The organism is Flavobacterium sp., assembly GCF_017744675.1.
In the GTDB taxonomy this organism is placed as follows: domain Bacteria; phylum Bacteroidota; class Bacteroidia; order Flavobacteriales; family Flavobacteriaceae; genus Flavobacterium.
Window position 1 is genome coordinate 566,853 of record NZ_JAGIAV010000001.1, and the last position, 23,116, is coordinate 589,968.

At 32.5% G+C, this 23,116-nt stretch carries 25 protein-coding genes; 18 read left to right on the plus strand and 7 right to left on the minus strand.

Annotation, left to right across the window (positions count from 1 at the left end; all coding sequences use genetic code 11):
* The first annotated feature begins 64 nt into the window (after positions 1-64).
* The gene (locus tag J7574_RS02420; protein WP_290963696.1) at positions 65-1,048 is read left to right on the plus strand and encodes a UDP-glucuronic acid decarboxylase family protein; all 984 of its coding nucleotides are present in this window, start codon (positions 65-67) and stop codon (positions 1,046-1,048) included.
* 73 nt (positions 1,049-1,121) lie between these two features.
* Positions 1,122-1,889, plus strand: a complete 768-nt coding sequence (locus J7574_RS02425) for a glycosyltransferase family 2 protein (RefSeq protein WP_290963698.1) — start codon at positions 1,122-1,124, stop codon at positions 1,887-1,889.
* A 224-nt stretch (positions 1,890-2,113) separates the two neighbouring features.
* Here J7574_RS02425 and J7574_RS02430 read toward each other — a convergent pair whose 3' ends face one another.
* Positions 2,114-2,635: an ORF6N domain-containing protein gene (locus J7574_RS02430; RefSeq protein ID WP_290963700.1), complete on the minus strand. Its 522-nt coding sequence runs from the start codon at positions 2,633-2,635 to the stop codon at positions 2,114-2,116.
* A 43-nt stretch (positions 2,636-2,678) separates the two neighbouring features.
* Positions 2,679-3,989 (minus strand): phenylacetate--CoA ligase family protein, encoded by a 1,311-nt coding sequence (locus J7574_RS02435; protein WP_290965405.1) that lies wholly within the window; start codon positions 3,987-3,989, stop codon positions 2,679-2,681.
* Positions 3,990-4,123: 134 nt separating this feature from the next.
* Here J7574_RS02435 and purD point away from each other — a divergent pair, with 134 nt between their 5' ends.
* On the plus strand, positions 4,124-5,398 hold the full coding sequence (gene purD / locus J7574_RS02440) for a phosphoribosylamine--glycine ligase (RefSeq protein WP_290963702.1): 1,275 nt from the start codon (positions 4,124-4,126) through the stop codon (positions 5,396-5,398).
* A 42-nt stretch (positions 5,399-5,440) separates the two neighbouring features.
* Here the strand turns inward: purD and J7574_RS02445 are convergent, their stop codons facing one another.
* Positions 5,441-5,671: a hypothetical protein gene (locus tag J7574_RS02445; RefSeq protein ID WP_041519835.1), complete on the minus strand. Its 231-nt coding sequence runs from the start codon at positions 5,669-5,671 to the stop codon at positions 5,441-5,443.
* A 142-nt stretch (positions 5,672-5,813) separates the two neighbouring features.
* Here J7574_RS02445 and J7574_RS02450 point away from each other — a divergent pair, with 142 nt between their 5' ends.
* A complete protein-coding gene (locus J7574_RS02450; RefSeq protein WP_290963711.1) occupies positions 5,814-6,743 on the plus strand; it encodes a DUF6427 family protein in 930 nt (309 codons plus the stop codon).
* Here J7574_RS02450 and upp read toward each other — a convergent pair.
* A complete protein-coding gene (gene upp, locus J7574_RS02455) occupies positions 6,738-7,391 on the minus strand; it encodes a uracil phosphoribosyltransferase (protein WP_290963713.1) in 654 nt (217 codons plus the stop codon). The genes J7574_RS02450 and upp overlap by 6 nt on opposite strands.
* Before the next feature lie 109 nt (positions 7,392-7,500).
* Between upp and J7574_RS02460 the strand changes: the two genes are divergently transcribed.
* Both J7574_RS02460 and J7574_RS02465 read left to right on the plus strand, forming a co-directional pair.
* Complete coding sequence (locus tag J7574_RS02460) at positions 7,501-8,106, plus strand: DUF4254 domain-containing protein (protein ID WP_290963714.1); 606 nt, start codon at positions 7,501-7,503, stop codon at positions 8,104-8,106.
* 43 nt (positions 8,107-8,149) lie between these two features.
* Entirely contained in the window at positions 8,150-9,157 is a 1,008-nt protein-coding gene (locus J7574_RS02465; RefSeq protein WP_290963716.1) for a glycosyltransferase family 9 protein, read from the plus strand.
* 161 nt (positions 9,158-9,318) lie between these two features.
* On the opposite strand, the gene J7574_RS02470 is transcribed toward J7574_RS02465, so the two are convergent.
* The 3 genes from J7574_RS02470 to J7574_RS02480 form a co-directional block, all read right to left on the minus strand.
* A complete protein-coding gene (locus J7574_RS02470; RefSeq protein ID WP_290963719.1) occupies positions 9,319-9,627 on the minus strand; it encodes a hypothetical protein in 309 nt (102 codons plus the stop codon).
* A gap of 60 nt (positions 9,628-9,687) precedes the next feature.
* Positions 9,688-10,083 (minus strand): hypothetical protein, encoded by a 396-nt coding sequence (locus J7574_RS02475; RefSeq protein ID WP_290963722.1) that lies wholly within the window; start codon positions 10,081-10,083, stop codon positions 9,688-9,690.
* 278 nt (positions 10,084-10,361) lie between these two features.
* Entirely contained in the window at positions 10,362-11,414 is a 1,053-nt protein-coding gene (locus J7574_RS02480; protein WP_290963725.1) for a 2Fe-2S iron-sulfur cluster-binding protein, read from the minus strand.
* Between the two features lie 128 nt (positions 11,415-11,542).
* On the opposite strand from J7574_RS02480, the gene J7574_RS02485 reads away from it, so the two are divergent.
* The 12 genes from J7574_RS02485 to atpG all read left to right on the plus strand — a co-directional run bounded on the left by J7574_RS02485 (position 11,543) and on the right by atpG (position 22,760).
* Complete coding sequence (locus J7574_RS02485) at positions 11,543-13,003, plus strand: DUF5687 family protein (protein ID WP_290963727.1); 1,461 nt, start codon at positions 11,543-11,545, stop codon at positions 13,001-13,003.
* 71 nt (positions 13,004-13,074) lie between these two features.
* A complete protein-coding gene (locus J7574_RS02490; RefSeq protein WP_290963731.1) occupies positions 13,075-13,770 on the plus strand; it encodes an ABC transporter ATP-binding protein in 696 nt (231 codons plus the stop codon).
* 174 nt (positions 13,771-13,944) lie between these two features.
* Positions 13,945-16,473: a gliding motility protein gene (locus tag J7574_RS02495; protein ID WP_367272530.1), complete on the plus strand. Its 2,529-nt coding sequence runs from the start codon at positions 13,945-13,947 to the stop codon at positions 16,471-16,473.
* Between the two features lie 12 nt (positions 16,474-16,485).
* Positions 16,486-16,887 carry a polymer-forming cytoskeletal protein gene (locus J7574_RS02500; protein ID WP_290963737.1) on the plus strand — a complete coding sequence of 134 codons (402 nt, stop codon included), beginning with the start codon at positions 16,486-16,488 and terminating at the stop codon, positions 16,885-16,887.
* Positions 16,865-17,092 (plus strand): AtpZ/AtpI family protein, encoded by a 228-nt coding sequence (locus J7574_RS02505; RefSeq protein WP_290963739.1) that lies wholly within the window; start codon positions 16,865-16,867, stop codon positions 17,090-17,092. The genes J7574_RS02500 and J7574_RS02505 overlap by 23 nt, the downstream gene beginning before the upstream one ends.
* 58 nt (positions 17,093-17,150) lie before the next feature.
* The gene (locus tag J7574_RS02510; RefSeq protein ID WP_290963742.1) at positions 17,151-17,543 is read left to right on the plus strand and encodes a hypothetical protein; all 393 of its coding nucleotides are present in this window, start codon (positions 17,151-17,153) and stop codon (positions 17,541-17,543) included.
* A 118-nt stretch (positions 17,544-17,661) separates the two neighbouring features.
* The gene (gene atpB / locus J7574_RS02515; RefSeq protein ID WP_290963743.1) at positions 17,662-18,837 is read left to right on the plus strand and encodes a F0F1 ATP synthase subunit A; all 1,176 of its coding nucleotides are present in this window, start codon (positions 17,662-17,664) and stop codon (positions 18,835-18,837) included.
* A 33-nt stretch (positions 18,838-18,870) separates the two neighbouring features.
* Positions 18,871-19,068 (plus strand): ATP synthase F0 subunit C, encoded by a 198-nt coding sequence (gene atpE / locus J7574_RS02520; RefSeq protein ID WP_008465835.1) that lies wholly within the window; start codon positions 18,871-18,873, stop codon positions 19,066-19,068.
* A gap of 90 nt (positions 19,069-19,158) precedes the next feature.
* Positions 19,159-19,659 (plus strand): F0F1 ATP synthase subunit B, encoded by a 501-nt coding sequence (locus J7574_RS02525; RefSeq protein ID WP_290963757.1) that lies wholly within the window; start codon positions 19,159-19,161, stop codon positions 19,657-19,659.
* A gap of 4 nt (positions 19,660-19,663) precedes the next feature.
* Entirely contained in the window at positions 19,664-20,197 is a 534-nt protein-coding gene (atpH, locus tag J7574_RS02530; protein WP_290963760.1) for an ATP synthase F1 subunit delta, read from the plus strand.
* Positions 20,198-20,234: 37 nt separating this feature from the next.
* Positions 20,235-21,812 (plus strand): F0F1 ATP synthase subunit alpha, encoded by a 1,578-nt coding sequence (atpA, locus tag J7574_RS02535; protein WP_290963763.1) that lies wholly within the window; start codon positions 20,235-20,237, stop codon positions 21,810-21,812.
* An 87-nt stretch (positions 21,813-21,899) separates the two neighbouring features.
* Positions 21,900-22,760 carry an ATP synthase F1 subunit gamma gene (gene atpG / locus J7574_RS02540; protein WP_290963766.1) on the plus strand — a complete coding sequence of 287 codons (861 nt, stop codon included), beginning with the start codon at positions 21,900-21,902 and terminating at the stop codon, positions 22,758-22,760.
* Positions 22,761-23,116: the final 356 nt, after the last annotated feature.

The window sequence follows — 23,116 nt, forward strand, 5'->3', positions numbered from 1 at the left end:
ATTAAGGATATAACTTAAAAATATTTTTCAAATCAACTACATTTGCGTTGAACAAACAAATATCATGAAAAGAATACTTATTACTGGAGCGGCAGGATTTTTAGGATCGCATTTATGTGACAGATTTATCAAAGAAGGTTACTTTGTAATCGGAATGGATAATCTGATCACAGGAGACCTTAAAAATATTGAACATTTATTTAAGTTAGAAAACTTTGAGTTCTATCACCATGATATTACCAAATTTGTTCATGTTCCAGGAGAGTTAGATTATATATTGCATTTTGCATCGCCGGCAAGTCCGATTGATTATTTAAAAATTCCAATTCAGACATTAAAAGTAGGATCCTTAGGGACGCACAATTTGCTTGGATTAGCTAGAGTGAAAAAAGCCAGAATTTTGATTGCATCAACATCTGAAGTTTATGGAGATCCTTTAGTGCATCCACAAACGGAAGAATATTATGGAAATGTAAACACAATTGGTCCGCGCGGGGTTTATGATGAAGCAAAACGTTTTCAGGAATCTATTACAATGGCGTACCATACTTTTCACGGCGTAGAAACCAGAATTGTGCGTATTTTTAATACTTACGGACCAAGAATGCGATTAAACGACGGACGCGTAATTCCTGCTTTTATTGGACAGGCGCTTCGCGGAGAAGATTTGACCATTTTTGGAGACGGAATGCAAACACGCTCTTTCTGTTATGTAGATGACCAAGTTGAAGGTATTTACAGATTACTGCATTCAGATTATGTATATCCTGTAAATATTGGAAATCCTGATGAAATCACAATCAAAGATTTTGCAGAAGAAATTATAAAACTGACAGGAACAAACCAGAAAGTGGTTTATCACCCGTTGCCAATAAATGATCCCTTACAGCGCCAGCCAGATACGACAAAAGCAAAAGAATTGCTAGGTTGGGAAGCAAAAGTGACTCGTGCAGAAGGAATGAAAATTACTTACGAGTATTTTAAATCATTATCTCCTGAAGAACTTGCCAAAGAAGAACACAAAGATTTTTCTAGTTATATAAAATAATACTTCAAACAGCTCGAATTTTAAATCTAATTCGAGCTGTTTTTAATAAATCCCCAAAAACAGTTATTATCAGATGAACGAATTAGTTTCTATTATTGTACCCACATATAATACCGAAAAGTTCATTAGACAAACAATAGAGTCGGTGCAAAATCAAACCTATCCCAATTGGGAAATGATTTTGGCTGATGATGGTTCGACAGATAATACAGTCAAAATAATTGAAGAATTTGCTGAAAAAGACAATCGAATAAAACTCTTCAAATTACCTGAAAATAAAGGAAATGGTTTTGCTAGAAATACCGCTTTAGAAAAAGCCACAGGAAAATATATTGCTTATTTAGATGCTGATGATTTATGGTTTCCTGAAAAATTAGAAAAGCAGATTCAGTTTTTGAAAGCAAGTAACTTACACTTTACTTTTAGCTTTTACGATTCTATTGACGAAGAAGGAAATGATTTGAACAGAAGAGTAGAATCACCAAATCCATTGACCTATAAACAATTGTTTTTCTGCAATTATGTAGGCAATTTGACAGCAATTTACGATTCAGATTACTTTGGAAAAATCATTCTAGAAACGTCACAAAAACGTCAAGATTGGAGAATTTGGCTTACGATTTTAAAACAGATTAAAATAGCTAAACCAGTTCCAGAACCTTTGGCTTTTTACAGAATTAGAAAAGATTCTGTTTCTTCTTCAAAATTCAAATTAATCAAACACAACTTTGGTGTTTACAGACAATTTCACGGATACAATTTTGTGTTTTCTATTTTGTTGATGATTCGGTTTTTATATACTCAGTTGATTGTAAAAAAACAATACATAGAGAAGATTTAGAAAATGGAGGTTACAAATTGCGACCTCCATTTTTTGAATTTAATTGAAACTTGATGTCGCAATTTGTGACTTCAAGTTTCAAGGTCGCAATTTGCGACCTTGAAGAATGTCGATTAAAATTGGAGGCCACAATTTGTGACCTCCAAATTGGAATTTATACTGAATTTGAAGTCGCAATTTGCGACTTCAAATTCTTTAAGGTCACAATTTGTGACCTTAAAGAATTACTTTTTATATCCGATTTTTATTCTTTCAGTTTCGTTTTCTTTTTTCTCAGTTAGTTCATCCAAATAAGAAAATACTAATTCTATATTTTTATCATGATTCTCTAACTTCTTCTGAATCTGAAGTATATCAACTTTAATTTCAGTTGTATCTAAGAGCATTTTTCTCACTTTCGTGAAAATCCTCATGATTTGGATATTGGTTTGAATGGCTTTATCACTTTTTAAGACACTTGATAACATTAGAACTCCATGTTCGGTGAAGGCTGAGGGCAATTTTCTTGTTCCTCCCCAACTTGATGTCACAATTTGTGATTTCAAGTTTTCAAATTCAGTTTGAGATAATTCGAACATAAAATCTTTTGGAAATCTAGTAATGTTTCTTTTAACGGCTTGATTTAATACCCTAGTTTCTATTTCATAAAGCATTGCCAAATCACTATCTAACATCACTTTTTGCCCACGAATAAAATATATTTTATTTGAAATTGTTTCCTCAGAAAGCAGAGAATGATTGTCCATAAGTTTAATTTTTAAAAAAAACAAATGTAAGACTTTATTTATATTATAAATAAGATTTGAATTGTTTTAGCTTACCGCGGTTGGTTCTTTCTAAAACTGTTTTTCGGGTGAATGTGAAGTTTAGATTTGGTTCTAAATATAAATCGATTGCTTGTTTTATTTTCTCGATTTGCTCTGAAGTTAATTCATTTTCAGAAACATATTCAATTTCAAAAGCGTCTAATTTGGTTTGTTTGATAATGAATTCTTTTACATTTCCATCATCTTCAATTATGCTTTTGGTTACATAATAAAAGGTCAAACCAGGCGATTTTTTACCGCTTGGTAAAATTGCAACATCATTTGTTCTTCCTATTAACTTTTTTAGAATTGGTTTTTTAGGTGTACTTTTTTCATCCAAAATTCCGATGTCGCCAATTTCATATCGAATAAAAGGATTTGCTTTGTTGAATAAAGATGTAATTACAATTTTTCCTTCTGTTCCATGTGGAACAGGATTATTATTTTCATCTAAAATTTCTACAAAAAGAGTTTCTGAATTTACTTGCCATTCTCCTTTCGGATTTTCAAAAGCGATCAAGTCCAGTTCAGAAGCGCCGTATTCGCTGATAATCGGAATCCCGAATTGTGTTTCCAGAAGCTTTTTATCCATTTCAAAAAGCATTTCCGAAGTAACAAAACAGGCTTTTAAAGTTGGGCATATTTCTTTTAAAACAATATTTTTTTGTTCCAGATATTTGGCAAATAAAACAATAGAACTGGTATATCCGTTGAGGTAATCGAATTTTTTGGTTTTGAATTTTTGCAGAAATTTTTCAAGAACTTCATCAGATAAATCAAATACAGGAAAACGAAAACGATGTGTTAAAAAATCCTTGAAACGTTCTTTTTGATATCCAATAAAATCCATCGGAATTCCGTAAAAACGTGCTTGATACGAATGATTAAAATCGATTCCAAACCAGCCAAAACGCATAATATTAGAAGCCCAAGTTAAAGCATGTGAATATTTGTCTTTTGCAAAAACAAAAGGAGTTCCGCTTGATCCAGATGTTTTGTTGAGGTAAACTGACTTTTTCGAATAACCTTTTGAAAGTCTTTCTTCCAATGGTTTTTGTAAATTCTGTTTATTTAAGATTGGAAGGTTTTCCCAATTTAGAGCAGTTGCATTTCCAGCTAATGCTGCGTAAAAAGAATTGTTTTTCAGATGAAAATCAACAATTTCTGTTTTTTTGTTTTCAAGAAATGTAGCAAATTCTTCTTCAGACAAATGAACAATTTTATCTAATTCGGCTTTGGCTTCCCTTATAGGAAAACCATTTAATTGCAGCGAAAGATCAAAAAGGCGAATCATTTTCAGAATAATTTTCGTCAAAAATAATGTTTAGGAATTACTAACAGTATATAACAAACAACTTTTTGAAGATTTAATTATTTTTTAAGTACAAAAGCAAGTATTTTTGCACCACAACTAAATACAACAACACCATGACAATTTTACTATTGGGATCAGGCGGAAGAGAGCATGCATTTGCATGGAAAATGACACAGAGTCCGCTTTGCGAAAAACTTTTTGTAGTACCTGGAAATGCAGGAACAGCTGCAATTGCTGAAAACGTTGCCATATCTCCAACTGATTTTGAAGCAGTAAAGGCATTAGTGCTTAAAGAAAATATAAGTTTAGTAGTCGTAGGACCAGAAGATCCGTTGGTAAAAGGAGTTTACGATTATTTCAAAAACGATGAAAGTTTAAAACATATTCCAGTTATTGGGCCATCTAAATTAGGTGCACAACTAGAAGGAAGTAAAGAATTTGCAAAAGAATTCTTGATGAAACACAACATTCCAACTGCAGCTTATGACAGTTTTACTGCTGAAACAGTTGAAAAAGGATGTGAATTTTTAGAAACTTTGCAACCTCCTTACGTTTTAAAAGCAGACGGATTGGCAGCTGGAAAAGGCGTTTTGATTATTCAAGATCTTGAAGAAGCAAAAACTGAATTAAGAAACATGCTGGTTCATGCAAAATTCGGAACAGCAAGTTCAAAAGTGGTTATCGAAGAATTCTTGGACGGAATCGAATTAAGCTGTTTCGTTTTGACTGATGGAAAAAGCTATAAAATTCTTCCAACAGCAAAAGATTACAAACGTATCGGAGAAGGAGACACAGGTTTGAATACAGGTGGAATGGGAGCAGTTTCTCCAGTTCCTTATGTTGATGCTGTTTTAATGGAAAAAATTGAAACTCGTATCGTAAAACCAACTATTGAAGGTTTCCAAAAAGATGGAATCGAATATAAAGGTTTTGTTTTCATTGGTTTAATCAACGTGAAAAACGAACCAATCGTTATTGAATACAACGTAAGAATGGGAGATCCAGAAACTGAAGTTGTGGTTCCGAGATTGAAATCTGACTTAGTTGAATTGTTTTTATCTGTTGCAGACCAAAAGTTAGGAGACTTTAATTTAGAAGTTGATCCAAGAAGCGCTACAACTGTAATGGTAGTTTCTGGCGGATATCCTGAAGATTTCGAAAAAGGAAAAGTAATTTCTGGCTTAGAAAATGTAACAGATTCGATAGTTTTTCACGCAGGAACAAAATTAGATGGCGAAAATGTCGTTACTAATGGAGGGCGTGTAATTGCTGTGACATCTTATGGAGATAATTTCCAAGAGGCCATAAAAAAATCTTACCAAAACATAGATAAACTAAGCTTTGATAAGATGTATTTTAGAAAAGATATCGGATTCGATTTAATCTAAAAATAAATGCACCAGCCCTTTTTAATTAAAGGGTTTGGTTTTTTATTTTAAAAATGAATGAGCCGTTGTATCTTGGTTTTCTGTTCCAGCGTCATCAAAAATACGTAATTGTTTAATCCAATAAACGATTGCGCATGCACAGATGATCATAAAAATCCAGTTAATAGTGTTTGCACCAAACCATGTAATTAATTCTAAATGACGTAAAAAGTCAAGAGGAGCAAACAAAATGTTAACGAATAGGTATTGAATTCCTTCAAAAAAAGCTGTCATAATTTTAAAAATTATATGTTATTTATTGTTGTGTAATGCCTTGAAGATAAAATTCGGCTAACCAAATCTTTTTTTCAACTTGTTAGGACTTTCCTTTTAAACAAGTATTATCTTTACAATCACAAAAGTATAAAATATCCTTATGATAACAAGTGTTTTTAAAAAATCTACACCATTAAATTATTCCTTGGTTGTAATTTTAATACTGGTTTTCTTTTTCATCTTCCAAATTAAAGACCCAACTTGGGTTACTTCTTATTTTTTGGCTTTTCAAAAAGTGAGTTTATTGTGCTTTATTTTGGCTTCTTTTTTTATGATTAATTTTATCGTAAAAAAGAACGGACTCAGTAAAGACAATGGTTACGCGATACTTTTTTACTTATTGTTTATTTTATTTTTTCCAACGATATTCAATAATTCCAATGTTATTTATGCCAATTTTTTCATTTTATTGGCACTTCGAAGATTGGTTTCGTTACAATCTCTAAAAGCATCCAAAGAAAAAATATTTGATGCTGCATTTTGGATTTTTGTAGCTTCTTTATTTCAATTTTGGAGTATTCTCTTCATTATATTGGTCTACATTTCGATTATTTTTCACGTTTCAAGAGATTATAGAAACTGGGTTCTACCTTTTATTGCACTTTTGGCCGTAACGATTTTGTTCTATATGACCTCATTAATTATAAATCTCGATGCTGTAGCTTTTATTCAGGAAAGAGCTGTAATCGATTTTAGAATTGATTATTTTAAGAATAATTACGAAAATGCCGCACTTTCGATATACACTGCAGTTGCTTTATTTTTTGTTACTTCAATGTTAATGACGCTATCAAACAGACCACAAATTGTACATTCTTCTTACAAGAAAATTGTAGCTTGCTTTTTTATAGCCGCTTTTGTTTACATCGTTTCGCCAAATAAAAGTAATGACTTGTTATTGTTTAGCATTGCTCCGCTGACTATTATGGCAACAAGCCATGTCGAATATATGCAGCAGAAATTGAACAACGAGATTGTTTACTACACCTTGATTGCGTGTAGTTTATTTACTTTTTTCTCTCAATTATAATTTACTTCCGTAAGCAAGATCGCCAGCGTCTCCAAGTCCAGGAACAATGTAGTTTTTCTCATTTAGTTTCTCGTCTAAAGAAGCAACCCATAAATGGCAGTTTTCTGGAAGATTTTTTTCTAAGTAAGCAATTCCCTCTGGTGCTGCGATAACGACAACAATGTGAATTTCTGTTGGAGTAGCATTTTCTACTAATTTCTCGTGAACAGCAACAATAGATTGTCCAGTTGCCAACATTGGGTCAAGAAGTAGAACAGTTTTGTTATTTAAATCTGAAATCGCTTGATATTCAACCCGAATTTCAAATTCATCATCATTATTTGGATGATATCTGCAGGCAGAAACAAAGCTGTTTTCTGCGTGATCAAAATAATTGAGAAAACCATTGTGAAGAGGCAATCCAGCTCTTAAAATAGGACACAATACTAAATCGGTATCAATTTCAGTAGTCTTCTTAATTCCAAGAGGTGTCTGAATTTCAACTTCTTTGTATGGTAAAATTTTACTCAGTTCGTAAGCCATAATTTCTCCAATGCGTTCAATATTCCTGCGAAAACGCAGACTGTCATTTTGAACATTTACATTCCTAATTTGTCCAAGGAAATGGTTAAGAACACTGTTGTTTTCAGAGATATAATGAATTTTCATGGTGAAATTTAAGTTTATTAACGAATAAAATATAAAAACGAAAAATAATAGCTTTTTTTCGCAGTATAAAAGTATAAAAAGTATCTTTGTTTCATAAAAAAATAAAAACATGTTTTCAAAATTAGCATATTCTGTTTTCGAGCAAAGTATTAAAGATTATCATAAATTTGATAATGTTGATCAGCCGATTAATAATCCTTATCCAAAAGATAAGTTCGAGCATTTGTTATATCTAAAAAATTGGATTGACACCGTTCAATGGCATTTTGAAGATATTATCCGTGATCCGCAGATCGATCCAGTTGCGGCATTAACTTTAAAAAGAAGAATTGATGCATCAAATCAGGAACGTACTGATATGGTGGAATATATAGACAGTTATTTTTTGCAGAAATATAGCGATGTAAAAGTAAAAGACGGAGCAAAAATCAATTCTGAAAGTCCAGCTTGGGCTTTTGACAGATTGTCTATCTTGGCTTTAAAAATTTATCACATGCATGAAGAAGCTAATCGTGCAGAAGCTTCTCAAGAGCACAGAGATAAATGTCAAGAAAAATTAAATGTTCTTTTGGAGCAAAGAACAGATTTATCTACAGCAATTGAAGAATTACTGACAGATATCGAAAACGGTGATAAATTCATGAAAGTGTACAAACAAATGAAAATGTACAACGACGATGAGTTGAACCCAGTTTTATATCAAAATAAAAAATAATAATTTGGCAGACTTGTCTAGCAAAATTAAGCATATAGCCGTCATGAGACTATCCGCAATGGGAGATGTCGCCATGACGGTTCCTGTTTTACGCGCTTTTGTAAAACAATATCCAGAGGTAAAACTTACCATTATTTCTCGCCCGTTTTTTAAATCTTTTTTTGACGGAATTCCTAATCTCGATTTTTTTGCTTTTGATGAAAAAGAAAGACATAAAGGATTTTTGGGACTTTTGCGTTTATATAGTGATGTAAAAAAGCTAAAGGTTGATGCCTTTGCAGATTTTCATAACGTTTTAAGATCTAAGGTAGTGAGCTTACTTTTCGCTTTAAGCGGAAAAAAAAGAGCAACTGTTGATAAAGGTCGTGAAGGAAAAAAAGAATTGACAAGAGCTGAGAATAAGATTTTTAAACAATTGCCAACTATGTTTGAAAGACATGCAAAAGTGTTTGAAGAACTTGGCTTTTCGGTAGATTTATCTCATCCTCAATTTCCTAAAAAAGCAGTTTTAAGCGCGGAAATCACCAATTTAATTGGAGAGAATTATCAAAAACTAATTGGTATCGCGCCTTTTGCACAATACGATTCTAAAGTTTATCCTGTAGATTTGATGAAAGAAGTAATTGAAAAATTGGCTGCTAATTCATCGAATAAAGTTTTACTTTTTGGTGGAGGAAAGAAAGAAATTGAAATTTTAGATGCTCTTGCGCAGCCTTTTGAAAATGTAATTAATATGGCTGGAAAAATTAAATTTCAGCAAGAATTACAATTGATAAGCAATCTTGATGTCATGCTTTCTATGGATTCTGGCAATGCACATATCGCTGCAATGCTGGGTGTAAAAGTAGTTACGCTTTGGGGTGCAACACATCCTTATGCGGGATTTTTGCCTTTCAATCAAAGCTTAGAAAATGCATTAACTTCAGATAGAAATGTATACCCTAAATTGCCAACTTCAGTCTACGGAAACAAAATTGTTGAAGGATATGAAGATGCAATGAGAACAATTTCTCCAGAAGATGTGGTTTCTAAAATCAATAAATTGATTTAAAATTCCAATTTAAAAATTCCAAATTCCAAATCCCAAAATTGAGAATGAATATTCTCTTTGTCAAAGTTTTAAACTTTGACAAAGATTTATAGAAATAGAAATAGAAAATCCAAATCCCAATTTAAAAGTTGGAATTTGGATTTTTTTTATTGGAATTTCGCTTAAAGCCAAATCTTTTCATCACGGCATCTGCGGTAAATATAGTTTTTAAGATTTGCAATTGTAGCTTGATAATCTGGAGCATCATAACCAAATCGTTCGTGTTCCATTTGTTCTTTTTCTAAGGCTTCACAGCCTTTTATAACTTCCTTAATCATATCCAGCATCGGAAGTTCTTTATTATCTGTCTTTTGAAATTTAAATTCTACAATTTCATCTTGCAATTCTGAGCAATAATCGACAAGCTGAATGACTTCTGGTTCTTCCAAAAGTGATGGGTTATTTTTAAATATTTCACGTATTGATTTCATCTTTATCAAGATTTTAAACTTTGACAAAGATCTAATTTTTTTACTTTGTAAGACTATATCTTACATACTTAAGAAGAGATATCCTAGTACTTTCTTTTTGTTTTTGTCAACTACCACTTCAACAAATTGATTTTCTTTTTCGGTAGCCAGCAAAATGTATTCTCTATCTTCAGCTGAATTTCGGTAAACTTTATGCACCAGTTCAGATTCTTTGATTTTTTTCGATAAAATTTTAGCCGCTTTTAATTCGCTTACATAAGGCCATATATTAAAGAAATTATCAGAGATTGATACTTCTTTAATTCCTTTAGCAGTTGAAGAATTGTATTCTTCTTTTGAAAGAAGTTTAGGCGTTTTTCTTTTTTTTCCTGCTTTAATTATAAAATAGCCACAGAATAGAGCAGTTATTACAAAAAGCAAAATAAAAGTTAGACGGAGGTAGTGGTGCATTTCCATGATATTTAATGTTTTAAACGTGTTAACAATTAAATGCAGCTTTACAAAATTTATCTTTGTAGATAAAAGATATATCAGTCTTGAGCGTGCTACTAATTTAATAAATTTTTAGGACATTTTTTAAAAAATACTCAAAAATATAAACGCTTTTTCGACACTTTTTTAAATCGAAGAATTTACCTGGAAATGCTATGAAGGAAAGATAAACACAAAAAAAAAATCCAAATCCCAACGGTAAAATTGGAATTTGGAATTTTATATTTTAGGATTTTTAACGATTAAACATCGTCATAATCTACATAAATCGTTTCTGAAGTTGGATGCGCTTGGCAAGTTAAAATTAAACCTTCAGCAATTTCACCATCTGTTAAAATAGAATTTTTTGTCATTTCTGCACTTCCTTTTGTCACACGTCCTAAACAGCTGCTGCAGATTCCTCCTTGACAAGAATAAGGTGCATCAACACCTTGTTTTAAAGCAGCATCAAGAATCGTTTGTTTTTTAGACATTTCAAAAGTAGTCTCTTCGTCATCAACTAAAACCGTGATTTTTGTATGACCTTCTTGTGAACCTTGAATCGCATGCTCTTCAGAAGAAGAAGTGAAAAGCTCAAATTTAATAGCAGATTCTTTTACATTTTTCTCTTTCAAAACATTAGAAACAGTATTGATCATTTCTTCTGGTCCGCAAAGGAAAAATTTATCAAATTGAAGCTCTTTGTGTTTGTTGTTTAAAACAAAATTTACGGCCGATTTTTCAATTCTTCCAAACAAAGCATTCTCCGCTTTTGCCTGACTGTATACATAATGCACAAAAAATCTGCCTACATATTGTAGCTGTAAATCGTGAAGTTCTTGGTGAAATATTGTACTTTCAGGAGTTTTGTTTCCGTAAACCAATACAAATGAACTTTTTGGCTCATTTTTTAAAACCGATTTTATAATAGAAAGAACCGGAGTAATTCCGCTTCCAGCAGCAAATGCAGCATAGTTTTTTTGTCTCTCAGCATCTGGCTCAAAAGTAAATTTTCCTTCTGGCTGACCTACTTCAAGAACATCTCCTGCCTTTAATGTAGTATTGGCAAACTGAGAAAAAAGACCGTTTTTTACTGCTTTTACAGCAATTCTTAATTCGCCGCTATCTGGTGCAGAGCAAATAGAATAAGCACGTCTAATTTCTTGGTTGTCAAGAGTTAGTTTTAAATTTATATATTGGCCTGCTATAAATTTATAGTCAGATTTTAGTTCTTCAGGAACATTAAAAAGAATAGAAACCGCATCTGCAGTCTCACGTTTAACCTCTTTAATTATAAGTTTTAAGAATGAAGGCATGATAAAATTTTTATGCAAAAGTAGCAAACGACTATTAAAAGTTTAGCACGAAATTATTTTTTTTAACTTTTTTTGTAACGTTTTCCTACATTTGGTCTCTTACTACAAAAATACTAAAACCATAAACCATGATTAAGAAGTTTATTTATCTCGAATGGAAGGCTTTTATTAGGTCGGCATCTTTCGGTAAAAACCTGGCAATGAAAATTATAATGGGATTTTTGATGATCTATTTTTCATTAATTTTTATTGGCATGGGAGTGGGAGCGTTTTATGTGCTGAAGGAAATGAAATTGGAACCATTGGTAACAGTAAACAAATTTCTGATTTATTATTTTTTATTCGATTTAGTAATTCGATTGCTATTGCAGTCAATTCCTGTTTTGAATATCAAGCCTTTACTGGTTCTCCCTTTCAAGAAACCAACAATCGTTCATTTTTCTTTAGGCAAAACGGCTTTATCTTTTTTTAACTGGATACATGCTCTATTTTTTATTCCGTTTTCAGTCGTGCTAATTTTAAATGGATATGATGTTATCGAAATCATTTTCTGGCATTTAGGAATAATGGCCATGATATACATCAACAATTTCCTGAATATTATCTTGAGTAATATTGACAAATTGTTTGTTGTATTTGTGTTATTGATTGTAGTTTTGGGAGGAGCGCAATATTACAAGTTATTTGATATCACGATATTTACAACTCCATTTTTTCAGAATTTCTATGATCTTGACGGAGTATTTTTAATTCCGATTTTAATATTAATAGGACTTTATATTTTTACTTTTAAATACTTCAAAAAGAATTTATATCTAGATGCAGGTCTATCTGTAAAACAAGATATTGCATCAACAGAAAATCTGGCTTGGCTGAATCAGTTTGGAACTTTGGGGACTTTTCTTAAAAACGACATTAAACTCATCAAAAGAAATAAAAGATCAAAAACTACTATTGTTATGAGTGTGATCTTTTTATTCTACGGATTGATTTTTTTCGGAAACACACATCAGCCGCCAGCCATGCATATTTTTGCGGGAATATTTGTATCGGGAGGATTTCTATTTGTCTTTGGACAATTTGTACCAAGCTGGGACAGTTCGTATTATCAATTAATGATGACGCAAAATATTCCGTACAGAGGTTATATTACATCTAAATGGTGGCTTGTTGTTATTGCAACTTTCATTTCGACAATTTTGGCATCATTCTATTTATTTTACGGATGGGAAGTTTACCTAACAATCGTTGTAGGAGCGATTTACAATATTGGAGTAAATTCTCATTTAGTTCTTTTAGGTGGAGCATTTACCAAAACACCAATCGATTTAAGCAATGCTGGTGGAGCTTTTGGAGACAAAAAAGCATTTAATGTAAGTGCCATGCTGTTGTCTTTGCCAAAAATATTTCTTCCGTTATTATTATATTGGCTCGGACTTCATTTTGCAGATAAAACCGTAGCATTAATTTTGGTTGCAGGAGCTGGAGTTTTAGGTTTTATCTTTAAAGAAAAAGTGTTTTCATTAATAGAAAAGAGGTACAAAAAAGAAAAGTACAGCACGATAAGTGCTTACAAACAAAAGAGTTAATTAGTGAATTAGAAAATGAGTCAATTAGATAATTAATCTAAAATCTTAAATCAACAATCTAAAATTACACCATGATACAAGTAAATCAGCTTTCAAAAACATATAACGGAACAACAGTTTTAAACATCAGCAATCTAGAAATCCCAAAAGGACAAAGTTTTGGTTTGGTCGGAAATAACGGAGCTGGAAAAACAACTTTTTTTAGTTTGCTATTAGATCTTATCCAACCTTCAACAGGATATATAAAAAGTCATGATATTCAAGTAAATACAAGCGAAAACTGGAAATCTTTTACAGGATCATTTTTAGACGAAAATTTCCTTATCGGATATTTAACTCCAGAAGAATACTTTTATTTTATCGGCGATTTACGCAATCAGAACAAGGCAGATATTGATGCATTGCTGGCAAAACATGAAGAGTTTTTTAACGGAGAAATTTTAAAGAACAAAAAATACCTTCGAGATTTGTCTAAAGGAAATCAGAAGAAAGTGGGTATTATTGCCACACTTATAGGAAATCCAGAAGTTGTTATTTTAGACGAACCTTTTGCCAATTTAGATCCAACAACGGTAAGCCGATTAAAAAAAATAATTAAAGAATTGGCCGATGATCCAAATGTAACCGTTTTGGTCTCAAGTCACGATTTACAGCATACTGTAGAGGTTTGCAATCGAATTGTTGCTCTTAATAAAGGTGAAATTGTCAAAGATATTCAGACCTCAAAAGAAACCTTACAAGAACTAGAATTATTTTTTGCTGTGTAAGAATTTCTATATTTCAAAAAGAAGCGTATTTTTACAAGTGAATATACTAAAACCGATTTTTAGTAGTTATCTGTTTTAAACTCTTTTCTATTGAAAAAGAATACTCTTAAATATAGTTTTACTCTCGTTTTTTTATTCTTTTTGATAGCTTGTTCTACCAAAAAAAATACCTTTTTGGCTAGAAGTTCCCATTCGATTGGAACAAAGTATAATATTCTATACAACGGGGGAATTGGTCTTGAAAAAGGTTTAAAGTCTATTCAAGCCAATAACGAAGATAATTTCTGGAAACTGCTTCCAATTGAAAAAATGCAGTTTGATGAAAATTTTTCTGAAGGCGAAAAAGCTAAAAATCCTGATTTTGAAAAAGCAGAGACAAAAGCGACAAAAGCCATTCAGAAACATTCCATGAATATTGGTGGAAGAGAAAGAAACTGGCAGATTGACGAAGCTTATCTTATGCTTGGAAAAGCAAGATATTACGATCAGCGTTTTATTCCAGCAATTGAGGCTTTCAATTATATTTTATACAAATATCCGGAAAGCAACAATATTTATACGGCAAAAATCTGGCGAGAAAAAACCAATATGCGTTTAGGCAATGATGCCATTGCTCTTAAGAACATCAAAATTTTACTTAAAAAGACAGATCTAAACAAGCAGACTTTTGCAGATGCCAATGCTCTTTTGGCAGAAGCTTATCTGAATTTGGAAGAGAAAGACAGTGCCGTTTCTAAACTTAGAATTGCAGAACAATTTACACGAAGCAATGAAGAGCGCGCAAGATATCGTTTTATTCTTGGCCAAATGTATCAGGCAGAAGGACAGCGAGACAGCGCCATTTATTTTTATAACGCCGTAATAGATTTAAACAGAAAAGCAGATCGTAAGTACATGATGCACGCTTACGCCAGAAAAGCACAGATGTTTGATTATGAAAACGGAGATAAAAATATGTTTATCGAAGCCTATAATAAATTGGTGGAAGATCGAGAAAACCGTCCTTATTATGATCTGCTGTTTTATGAAATGGGAGTTTTCTTTGATAAAAATAAAGATCAAGAAAATGCATTGCTGTTCTATAATAAATCTTTAGGAAGAAAATCTAAAGATCCATATTTGATGGCTTCTGCTTATAGAAACATTGGAAACATGTATTTTAAAAATACAGATTATTCGATGGCAGCAAAGTATTATGACAGTACTTTAGTAAAACTGGATCCTAAAACCAGAGAATTTGCCTTTATAGAAAAAAACAGAAAAAATCTTGATGACGTAATTAAATACGAAGCTATTGCAAAACGCAACGATAGTATTATTAAGGTATACAATCTTCCGCCAAACGAAAAGAAAGATTATTTCGAAAATTATATTGCCGAACTTAAAAAGAAAGATGAAGCCAAAAAACTTTTTGAAGAAAAAGAAAAAGAACGATTGGCCAATATAGATCGAAACTCTCAGGCACAAACTCCAGGAAACGGAGCGGTAAATCCGCAGTCTTTGGGTAAACCATCAGAACCAGAAGGTCTAGGAATGCCTCCCGGCGGAAATGATATTGCAAGTTCATTCTATTTTTATAATCCAACAACGGTTGCTTACGGAAAACTCCAATTCAAGAAAATGTGGGGTAGCAGAACTATGGCAGGAAACTGGAGATTGGCAGGAATTAAAGCGGCTAATAATGAAGCAATGAATGATACAATTGTTACTAAAGAAGTTGCAAACGCACTGAAAGATACTATTGTACCAGAAAAATATACTGTAGCATATTATGTTAAACAGCTTCCGACTTCGCAAACGGCGATGGATAGTATTGGTAAAGAGCGTAATTTTTCATACTACCAATTAGGACTTATATATAAGGAGAAGTTTAAAGAATATAATTTGGCTAGTAACAAACTAGAGCAATTACTTCAGAATAATCCTGAAGAAAAACTAGTATTGCCGTCGATGTATAATTTGTACAAAATATATCAGATTACAAATCCGGCAAAAGCTGAAGCTATAAAAGCAGAGATTTCTTCGAAATATCCAGATTCTAGATATGCTCACATTTTAAACAATAAAGAAGACGATCCAAATTCTAGTCCAGACAAAGAATATCAAAAATGGTATAAACTTTTTGAAGAAGAACATTTTAATGAAGTCTTGGCAAATATTGATAATTTAATTAACCAATATTCTGGAGACGATATTGTTTCGAAATACGAATTGCTAAAAGCCAATACTTTAGGGAAAGTATATGGTTTAGAAGCTTATAAAAAAGGTCTTGAGAATGTAGCAGTTAATTATCCGAATAGTGAAGAGGGCAGAAACGCTAGAGAAATTCTAGAAAAACAAGTTCCTGTTTTAGAGAAACTTAACTTTACGACAACCGATAATAAAAACTGGAAAATTTTATATCGAGTTGCTAATAACGACACCAAAACAGTTAAAAGAATTGAAGAAGCAATTCGAGTATTTTTATTAGTTGAAAACTACGAAAGATTGACAACATCTCTGGATAAATACAATAAAACAGAAAGTTTTGTAGTTATTCATGGTTTAAAATCTGAAGCCTATGCAAATGATGTTGCTGGTGTTTTCAAAAATGATGAAAAATATAGAATCCCAGATCAAGCAATAATTATATCAGCCGATAATTACAAAATTGTTCAGATTAAAAAGAATCTAGATACATACCTTACCCCAAAAACCCCTTAAATCTTAACCGCCATGTTTGAAAAAGTAAAAAAAAACGGAACTGAACAATTAGGAAAAACAAATAGAATAGTTGAAGGAACCTCAATAGTAGGAGATATAGTCTCTAAAGCCGATTTTAGATTAGACGGCGAATTGATCGGAAATTTTACTTCGCAGGGCAAAATTGTAATTGGGGCCAAAGGGGTTGTTAAAGGAGAAATTATCTGTAACAATGCAGACATCGAAGGCGAATTTCACGGAAAAATAAAGGTTCTTGAAACCCTTAATATTAAATCTACCGCTCAAATACATGGAGATGTAGCAGTGGGAAAACTTTCAATAGAACCAGGAGCCGACTTTACAGCAACCTGCACTATGCTTGCCCATTCAAACACAGTAATAATGTTAGAAGATGGAAAAGGAGCCGAACAATAATAGGAGAAATAAATGGATGGCATTTATTAATATTCCATTTCAAATGGGAGTAATTATTTTTGTATTCTCTTATTTCGGAACCTGGCTCGACGAGAAGCATCCAAGTCCAGAAGTATATTATAACACCATATTTGTATTAGCCGGCGTTGGAGTTGCATTGTACAATGTAATCCGACAAGTAAATGATATCAATAAAACAAAGTAGTTTGTAAATAAAAACGCCTTGAGATAAAAGTTGCATCTTTGCACAAAAATTATTTCAAATGCTTTCAAAAAATTACAAACCGATTTTTTATTTGTTATGTCTTGCTTTAGGAACTTATATTGTTCATAAAGCAGTTTTTTTCTTTAGTGAAATTGGTACAGAGAATTTTCATTACAGTTTAGAATTACTGTATATATTTTTCTTTGCAATTTCGTCTTTATTATACCTTATATTATTAATAGTAAAAAAGAAGAATTTTGAAATCGTCGGGATGACGTTTTTATTTGGAACTTTTGCACAAATGTTATTAGCCTATTTAGTTTTGCAGCCAATCTTAAAAGACAAAGCTGGAGAAAGCAATGTTGAAAAAGTTAGTTTTTTTGTAACATTTGTGCTGTTTTTGTTATTTCAGACCCTTTTAACTGTCCGATTATTAAATGAAAAGCGTTAAAATAACAATTCTTTAAAACAAGGTTTAAAAATAATTTTTCATATCCTTTTGAATATTAATAAAAAATGTACCTTTGCACCAAATTTTAGAAACGTAAAAAAATAAGATTTTCCACGATATGGTGATTTCAAACAAACCACTCAGCTTTATTCTTGCAGCTTTTGTAGCTTCTCTACCTATTATGGGTTTTGCAAATCAAGAGAATGATTCGACGCATGTTCAAACTGAAACGACTCACGAAGAGAAAGTAGTTTCACATAATGCTCACGAAGAAGGAGAGCATGTTGCTCTAGATCCAAAGGCAAAAGTGGATGCATTTATTGATCACCACTTACAAGATTCTCACGATTTTGTTTTCTTTTCAGATGAAAAAGAAAATAAACACTACGGTTTTCCATTACCAGTTATTTTAATTGATGGTGGTTTAAAAGTTTTCTCTTCTTCAAAATTACACCACGGAGAAGAAGTTGCAGAGGTTGATGGAAATTTCTACAAATTAGTTCACGGTAAAATTTACAAAACAGATGCTGCCGGAACAATCAACTTTGACGAGCATGGTCATCCATCAAACGAAAAACCATTAGATTTTTCGATTACTAAAAATGTTGTATCAATGCTTTTCGTATCAGTATTATTATTCTTAATGTTTACTGGTTTAGCAAAATCATATAAAAAAGGACCAATCCCAACAGGATTTGGTAGAGTTTTAGAACCACTTGTAATTTTCATTAGAGATGAAATTGCAGTTCCAAATATTGGAGAGAAAAAATACCGTAAATATATGGGTTACCTATTAACTGTATTTTTCTTTGTTTGGATCTTGAACTTATTAGGAATGACTCCACTAGGAATCAACGTAACAGGAAACATCGCTATCACTGTTTGTTTAGCGGCCTTTACATTCATCATTACTCAATTTAGCGCAAACAAAGATTATTGGGGACACATCTTCTGGATGCCAGGAGTGCCAGTTCCAATGAAAATTATCTTAGCTCCAATTGAGATTTTAGGAACATTAACAAAACCATTCGCATTATTAATTCGTTTGTATGCAAACATTACTGCAGGTCACGTAGTAATTATGAGTTTGATTGCAATGATTTTTGTTGGAAAAAATTTAGCAGCAGATTTGCCAATCTCATTAGGATTGACATTGTTTATCTCTGTTATTGAAATTTTAGTTGCGTTTTTGCAAGCGTTCATCTTTACAATGTTATCATCATTGTTTATCGGTATGGCAGTTCAAGATCATGATCATGCTCACCACCACGAAGACGAAACAGCAATTATTTAATTTAGAAGTTTAATTTTATATATATAAATAGTTATGGGAACAATTCCAACTTTAGTAGGTGCTGGTTTAGTAGTAATCGGTGCAGGTTTAGGTTTAGGTAAAATCGGTGGATCTGCTATGGACGCTATTGCTCGTCAGCCAGAAGCTGCTGGTAAAATTCAAACTGCGATGATTATTATCGCGGCTTTATTAGAAGGTTTAGCATTCGCTGCTTTAATCTTAGGAAAATAATAAAGAGAGAAATAACAGCATCTTTAACGGTTGGTTAAAGATGTTGTTACTTTTAAAAAAGAAATTAAATATTTAATATAGTTATATAAAATGGATAAGTTAATTAACGATTTTTCATTCGGATTATTCTTCTGGCAGGCTTTAATCTTGGTAATACTAATTTTGCTTTTGGTAAAATTTGCTTGGAAACCAATTATGGAATCTATTACTGCAAGAGAAGAAGGTATTAAAAATGCATTGCTTTCTGCTGAAAACGCAAAGAGAGAAATGGAGAACTTACAAGCTGACAATCAAAGAATTTTGAATGAAGCTCGTGCAGAACGTGACGCGATGTTGAAAGAAGCTCGCGAAATGAAAGAGAAAATGATTGCTGATTCTAAAAACGAAGCGCAAGAAGCTGGTCAAAAAATGATTGAGCAAGCTAAAGCTGCTATCGAAAGCGAAAAAAATGCTGCAATGGCAGAATTGAAATCTCAAGTTTCTTCTCTATCATTGAGTATTGCTGAAAAATTATTGAAAGAAGAATTATCTAACAAAGAATCTCAAACTAAATTGGTTGAGAAAATGTTAGGTGACGTAAAGTTAAACTAAGATTATGGCAAGTACAAGAGCAGCAATTCGTTATGCAAAAGCAATTCTAGACTTAGCAAACTCTAAAGGTGTTGCCGAAGCTGTCAATAACGATATGAAATCAATTGCAAATGCAATTGAGACGAATCAAGAATTGAGTACATTTATTCTAAACCCAACTACAAAAGCTGAAGTTAAGGAAGGTGCTCTTTTAGAAGTTTTCCCAAATGTAAATGGAGTAACAAAAGGATTATTCCGTTTATTATACGAAAATAAAAGATTTGAAATTCTAGATGCAATTGCATTAGGATACAATAAATTATTTGATGAAAATCAAGGAGTTGAAGTAGCAAAAGTTACTACAGCAATTCCGATGGATGCTGCTTTAGAAGCTAAAGTTTTAGCTAAAGTTGCAACTTTATCAGATAAAAAAATTACAATTGAAAATATAGTAGATCCTTCAATTATTGGCGGATTTATTTTGAGAATAGGAGATAATCAGTACAACGCTTCAGTTGCTAACAGATTACAAGTATTAAAAAGAGAGTTAAGTAATTAGTTTTATAACACAAAAAGTGTCTAAATTATAAATTAAGATGGCGGAAATTAAACCTGCTGAAATTTCAGCAATATTAAGAAAGCAAGTAGAAGGTTTTGAATCTGGCGCTACGCTAGAGGAAGTAGGATCAGTACTTCAAGTTGGAGACGGTATTGCTCGTGTTTACGGGTTGTCTAATGTACAATATGGAGAATTAGTAGAATTTGATAACGGTATGGAAGGTATCGTATTGAATCTTGATGAGGATAATGTTGGTGTTGTATTATTAGGGCCTTCAACAGGAATTAAAGAAGGATCTACAGCAAAAAGAACTCAGCGTATTGCTTCTCTTAAAGTTGGTGAGCAAATGGTAGGACGTGTTGTTAACACTCTTGGTTTCCCAATTGATGGAAAAGGACCAATCGGTGGTGATTTATACGAAATGCCTTTGGAAAGAAAAGCTCCTGGAGTTATCTTCCGTCAACCAGTAACTGAGCCATTACAAACAGGTGTAAAAGCAGTTGATGCTATGATCCCAGTTGGTCGTGGACAACGTGAGCTTGTTATTGGTGACCGTCAAACAGGTAAATCAACTGTTTGTATCGATACAATCTTAAATCAAAAAGAATTTTACGATGCAGGAAAACCTGTATTCTGTATATATGTTGCAATTGGACAAAAAGCTTCAACTGTAGCAGGAATCGCAAAAATGTTAGAAGAAAAAGGAGCAATGGCTTATACAGTTATCGTTGCTGCTAATGCTTCTGATCCAGCTCCAATGCAAGTTTACGCTCCATTCGCTGGTGCTGCAATTGGAGAATACTTCAGAGATTCTGGTCGTCCAGCTCTTATCGTTTATGATGATTTATCTAAACAAGCTGTTGCTTACCGTGAGGTTTCTCTTTTATTAAGAAGACCACCGGGACGTGAGGCTTACCCTGGAGACGTTTTCTACTTACACTCTCGTTTATTAGAGCGTGCTTGTAAAGTAATCGCTGATGATGGTATCGCTAAAAACATGAACGATTTACCAGATTCTATTAAGTCTATCGTAAAAGGTGGTGGTTCATTAACTGCTTTACCAATTATCGAAACTCAAGCTGGTGACGTTTCTGCATATATCCCAACAAACGTAATTTCGATTACAGATGGTCAGATTTTCCTTGATGGAGATTTGTTCAACTCTGGGGTTCGTCCTGCAATTAACGTAGGTATCTCTGTATCTCGTGTTGGAGGTAATGCTCAAATTAAATCAATGAAAAAAGTTTCTGGAACTTTAAAATTAGACCAAGCTCAGTTCCGTGAATTAGAAGCTTTCGCTAAATTCGGTTCTGACTTAGATTCTGTTACTTTAAATGTAATTGAAAAAGGTAAAAGAAACGTTGAGATCTTGAAACAAGGTTTAAATGATCCTTATACAGTTGAAAACCAAGTAGCTATTATCTATGCTGGTTCTAAAAACTTATTAAAAAATGTTCCTGTGAATAAAGTAAAAGAATTCGAAGCAGATTTCTTAGCTTACTTAAACAGCAAACATAAAGATACACTTAACGCTTTGAAAGCTGGAAAATTAGATGACGCTATTACAGACGTTATCGAAAAAGCAGCAAAAGAAGTTTCAGCAAAATATAACTAATTAGATAATTGGTAAATTAGATAGTTAGAGAATGATTCCATTTTCTAATTATCTAATTTTAAAATTGTCGCATTTTCTAATTAATAGATGGCAAATTTAAAGGAAATCCGTAATAGAATTACTTCCGTTTCATCGACGATGCAAATTACATCAGCTATGAAAATGGTTTCTGCTGCAAAGCTTAAGAAAGCACAAGATGCAATCACTGCAATGCGTCCTTATGCCGAGAAATTAACGGAGTTATTGCAAGATCTTTCTGCGACACTAGAAGGTGAAGTTGGAGGAGATTACACTACACAACGTGAAGTAAAAAAAGTATTGTTGGTAGCTGTAACTTCAAATAGAGGTTTATGCGGTGCTTTCAATTCAAATATTATTAAAGAGATTAAAAATCGTACTGATTTTTATGCTGGAAAGCAAGTTGACGTTTTTGCCATTGGTAAAAAAGGAGGTGATGCTTTAATCAAAACGCATAAAATCCACGGTCATCATAATGCAATTTTTGATCATTTAACATTTGAAAATGTTGCTGGTATTGCAGAAGATTTAACACAAAAGTTTCTAACTGGAGAATACGACAGAATCGAGTTGGTTTACAATCAGTTTAAAAATGCTGCAACTCAGATTGTTCAAGTAGAGCAATTTTTACCGTTGGCTCCTATTAAAACTGACGCACCTGCTGTTTCTGGAGATTATATTTATGAACCAGGAAAAGAAGAAATTGTATTGGCTTTAATTCCTAAGTCATTAAAAACACAATTGTATAAAGGTATTCGCGATTCATTTGCTTCTGAGCATGGAGCGCGTATGACTGCAATGCACAAAGCAACAGATAACGCTACAGCTCTAAGAAACCAATTGAAATTAACTTATAATAAAGCTCGTCAGGCTGCAATTACAAGTGAGATTTTAGAAATTGTAGGTGGAGCAGAAGCTTTGAACGGATAATCGTTCCATAATATATAAAAAGAAAGCCAGCATTTAGCTGGCTTTTCTTTTTTATTGGAAGTTCTATTCTTTTTTAAAAATAACTTTATAAAATGGTGATTCTCAAATTATAATTATAAGTTGAGAATCACTACCATTTTATAAAAATAGACAGAGATAACTCTGCGTGCTTTGTCTTTCATGGGAACAAACTAGCTTTATTAGTCCCAATGCTCTGTTTTTTTAGGGTTACTGCAGCTGAATCAATCCCTTATGCTTTGTCTTTTATGGGAACAAACAAGCTTTATTAGTCCCAGTGCTCTGTTTTTTTTAGGGTTACTACAGCTGAATCAATCCCTTATGCTTTGTCTTTTATG

Coding starts and splice junctions, on each gene's coding strand:
- J7574_RS02430 (WP_290963700.1), bottom strand. CDS start 2,635: ATGGACAATCATTCTCTGCTTTCTGAGGAAACAATTTCAAATAAAATA.
- J7574_RS02465 (WP_290963716.1), top strand. CDS start 8,150: ATGAGACTATCCGCAATGGGAGATGTCGCCATGACGGTTCCTGTTTTA.
- J7574_RS02435 (WP_290965405.1), bottom strand. CDS start 3,989: ATGATTCGCCTTTTTGATCTTTCGCTGCAATTAAATGGTTTTCCTATA.
- atpE (WP_008465835.1), top strand. CDS start 18,871: ATGGGAACAATTCCAACTTTAGTAGGTGCTGGTTTAGTAGTAATCGGT.
- J7574_RS02425 (WP_290963698.1), top strand. CDS start 1,122: ATGAACGAATTAGTTTCTATTATTGTACCCACATATAATACCGAAAAG.
- J7574_RS02505 (WP_290963739.1), top strand. CDS start 16,865: ATGGAAAAGGAGCCGAACAATAATAGGAGAAATAAATGGATGGCATTT.
- atpA (WP_290963763.1), top strand. CDS start 20,235: ATGGCGGAAATTAAACCTGCTGAAATTTCAGCAATATTAAGAAAGCAA.
- J7574_RS02485 (WP_290963727.1), top strand. CDS start 11,543: ATGATTAAGAAGTTTATTTATCTCGAATGGAAGGCTTTTATTAGGTCG.
- J7574_RS02490 (WP_290963731.1), top strand. CDS start 13,075: ATGATACAAGTAAATCAGCTTTCAAAAACATATAACGGAACAACAGTT.
- J7574_RS02500 (WP_290963737.1), top strand. CDS start 16,486: ATGTTTGAAAAAGTAAAAAAAAACGGAACTGAACAATTAGGAAAAACA.
- J7574_RS02450 (WP_290963711.1), top strand. CDS start 5,814: ATGATAACAAGTGTTTTTAAAAAATCTACACCATTAAATTATTCCTTG.
- upp (WP_290963713.1), bottom strand. CDS start 7,391: ATGAAAATTCATTATATCTCTGAAAACAACAGTGTTCTTAACCATTTC.
- atpB (WP_290963743.1), top strand. CDS start 17,662: ATGGTGATTTCAAACAAACCACTCAGCTTTATTCTTGCAGCTTTTGTA.
- purD (WP_290963702.1), top strand. CDS start 4,124: ATGACAATTTTACTATTGGGATCAGGCGGAAGAGAGCATGCATTTGCA.
- J7574_RS02420 (WP_290963696.1), top strand. CDS start 65: ATGAAAAGAATACTTATTACTGGAGCGGCAGGATTTTTAGGATCGCAT.
- J7574_RS02475 (WP_290963722.1), bottom strand. CDS start 10,083: ATGGAAATGCACCACTACCTCCGTCTAACTTTTATTTTGCTTTTTGTA.
- J7574_RS02470 (WP_290963719.1), bottom strand. CDS start 9,627: ATGAAATCAATACGTGAAATATTTAAAAATAACCCATCACTTTTGGAA.
- J7574_RS02445 (WP_041519835.1), bottom strand. CDS start 5,671: ATGACAGCTTTTTTTGAAGGAATTCAATACCTATTCGTTAACATTTTG.
- J7574_RS02460 (WP_290963714.1), top strand. CDS start 7,501: ATGTTTTCAAAATTAGCATATTCTGTTTTCGAGCAAAGTATTAAAGAT.
- atpG (WP_290963766.1), top strand. CDS start 21,900: ATGGCAAATTTAAAGGAAATCCGTAATAGAATTACTTCCGTTTCATCG.
- J7574_RS02510 (WP_290963742.1), top strand. CDS start 17,151: ATGCTTTCAAAAAATTACAAACCGATTTTTTATTTGTTATGTCTTGCT.
- atpH (WP_290963760.1), top strand. CDS start 19,664: ATGGCAAGTACAAGAGCAGCAATTCGTTATGCAAAAGCAATTCTAGAC.
- J7574_RS02480 (WP_290963725.1), bottom strand. CDS start 11,414: ATGCCTTCATTCTTAAAACTTATAATTAAAGAGGTTAAACGTGAGACT.
- J7574_RS02525 (WP_290963757.1), top strand. CDS start 19,159: ATGGATAAGTTAATTAACGATTTTTCATTCGGATTATTCTTCTGGCAG.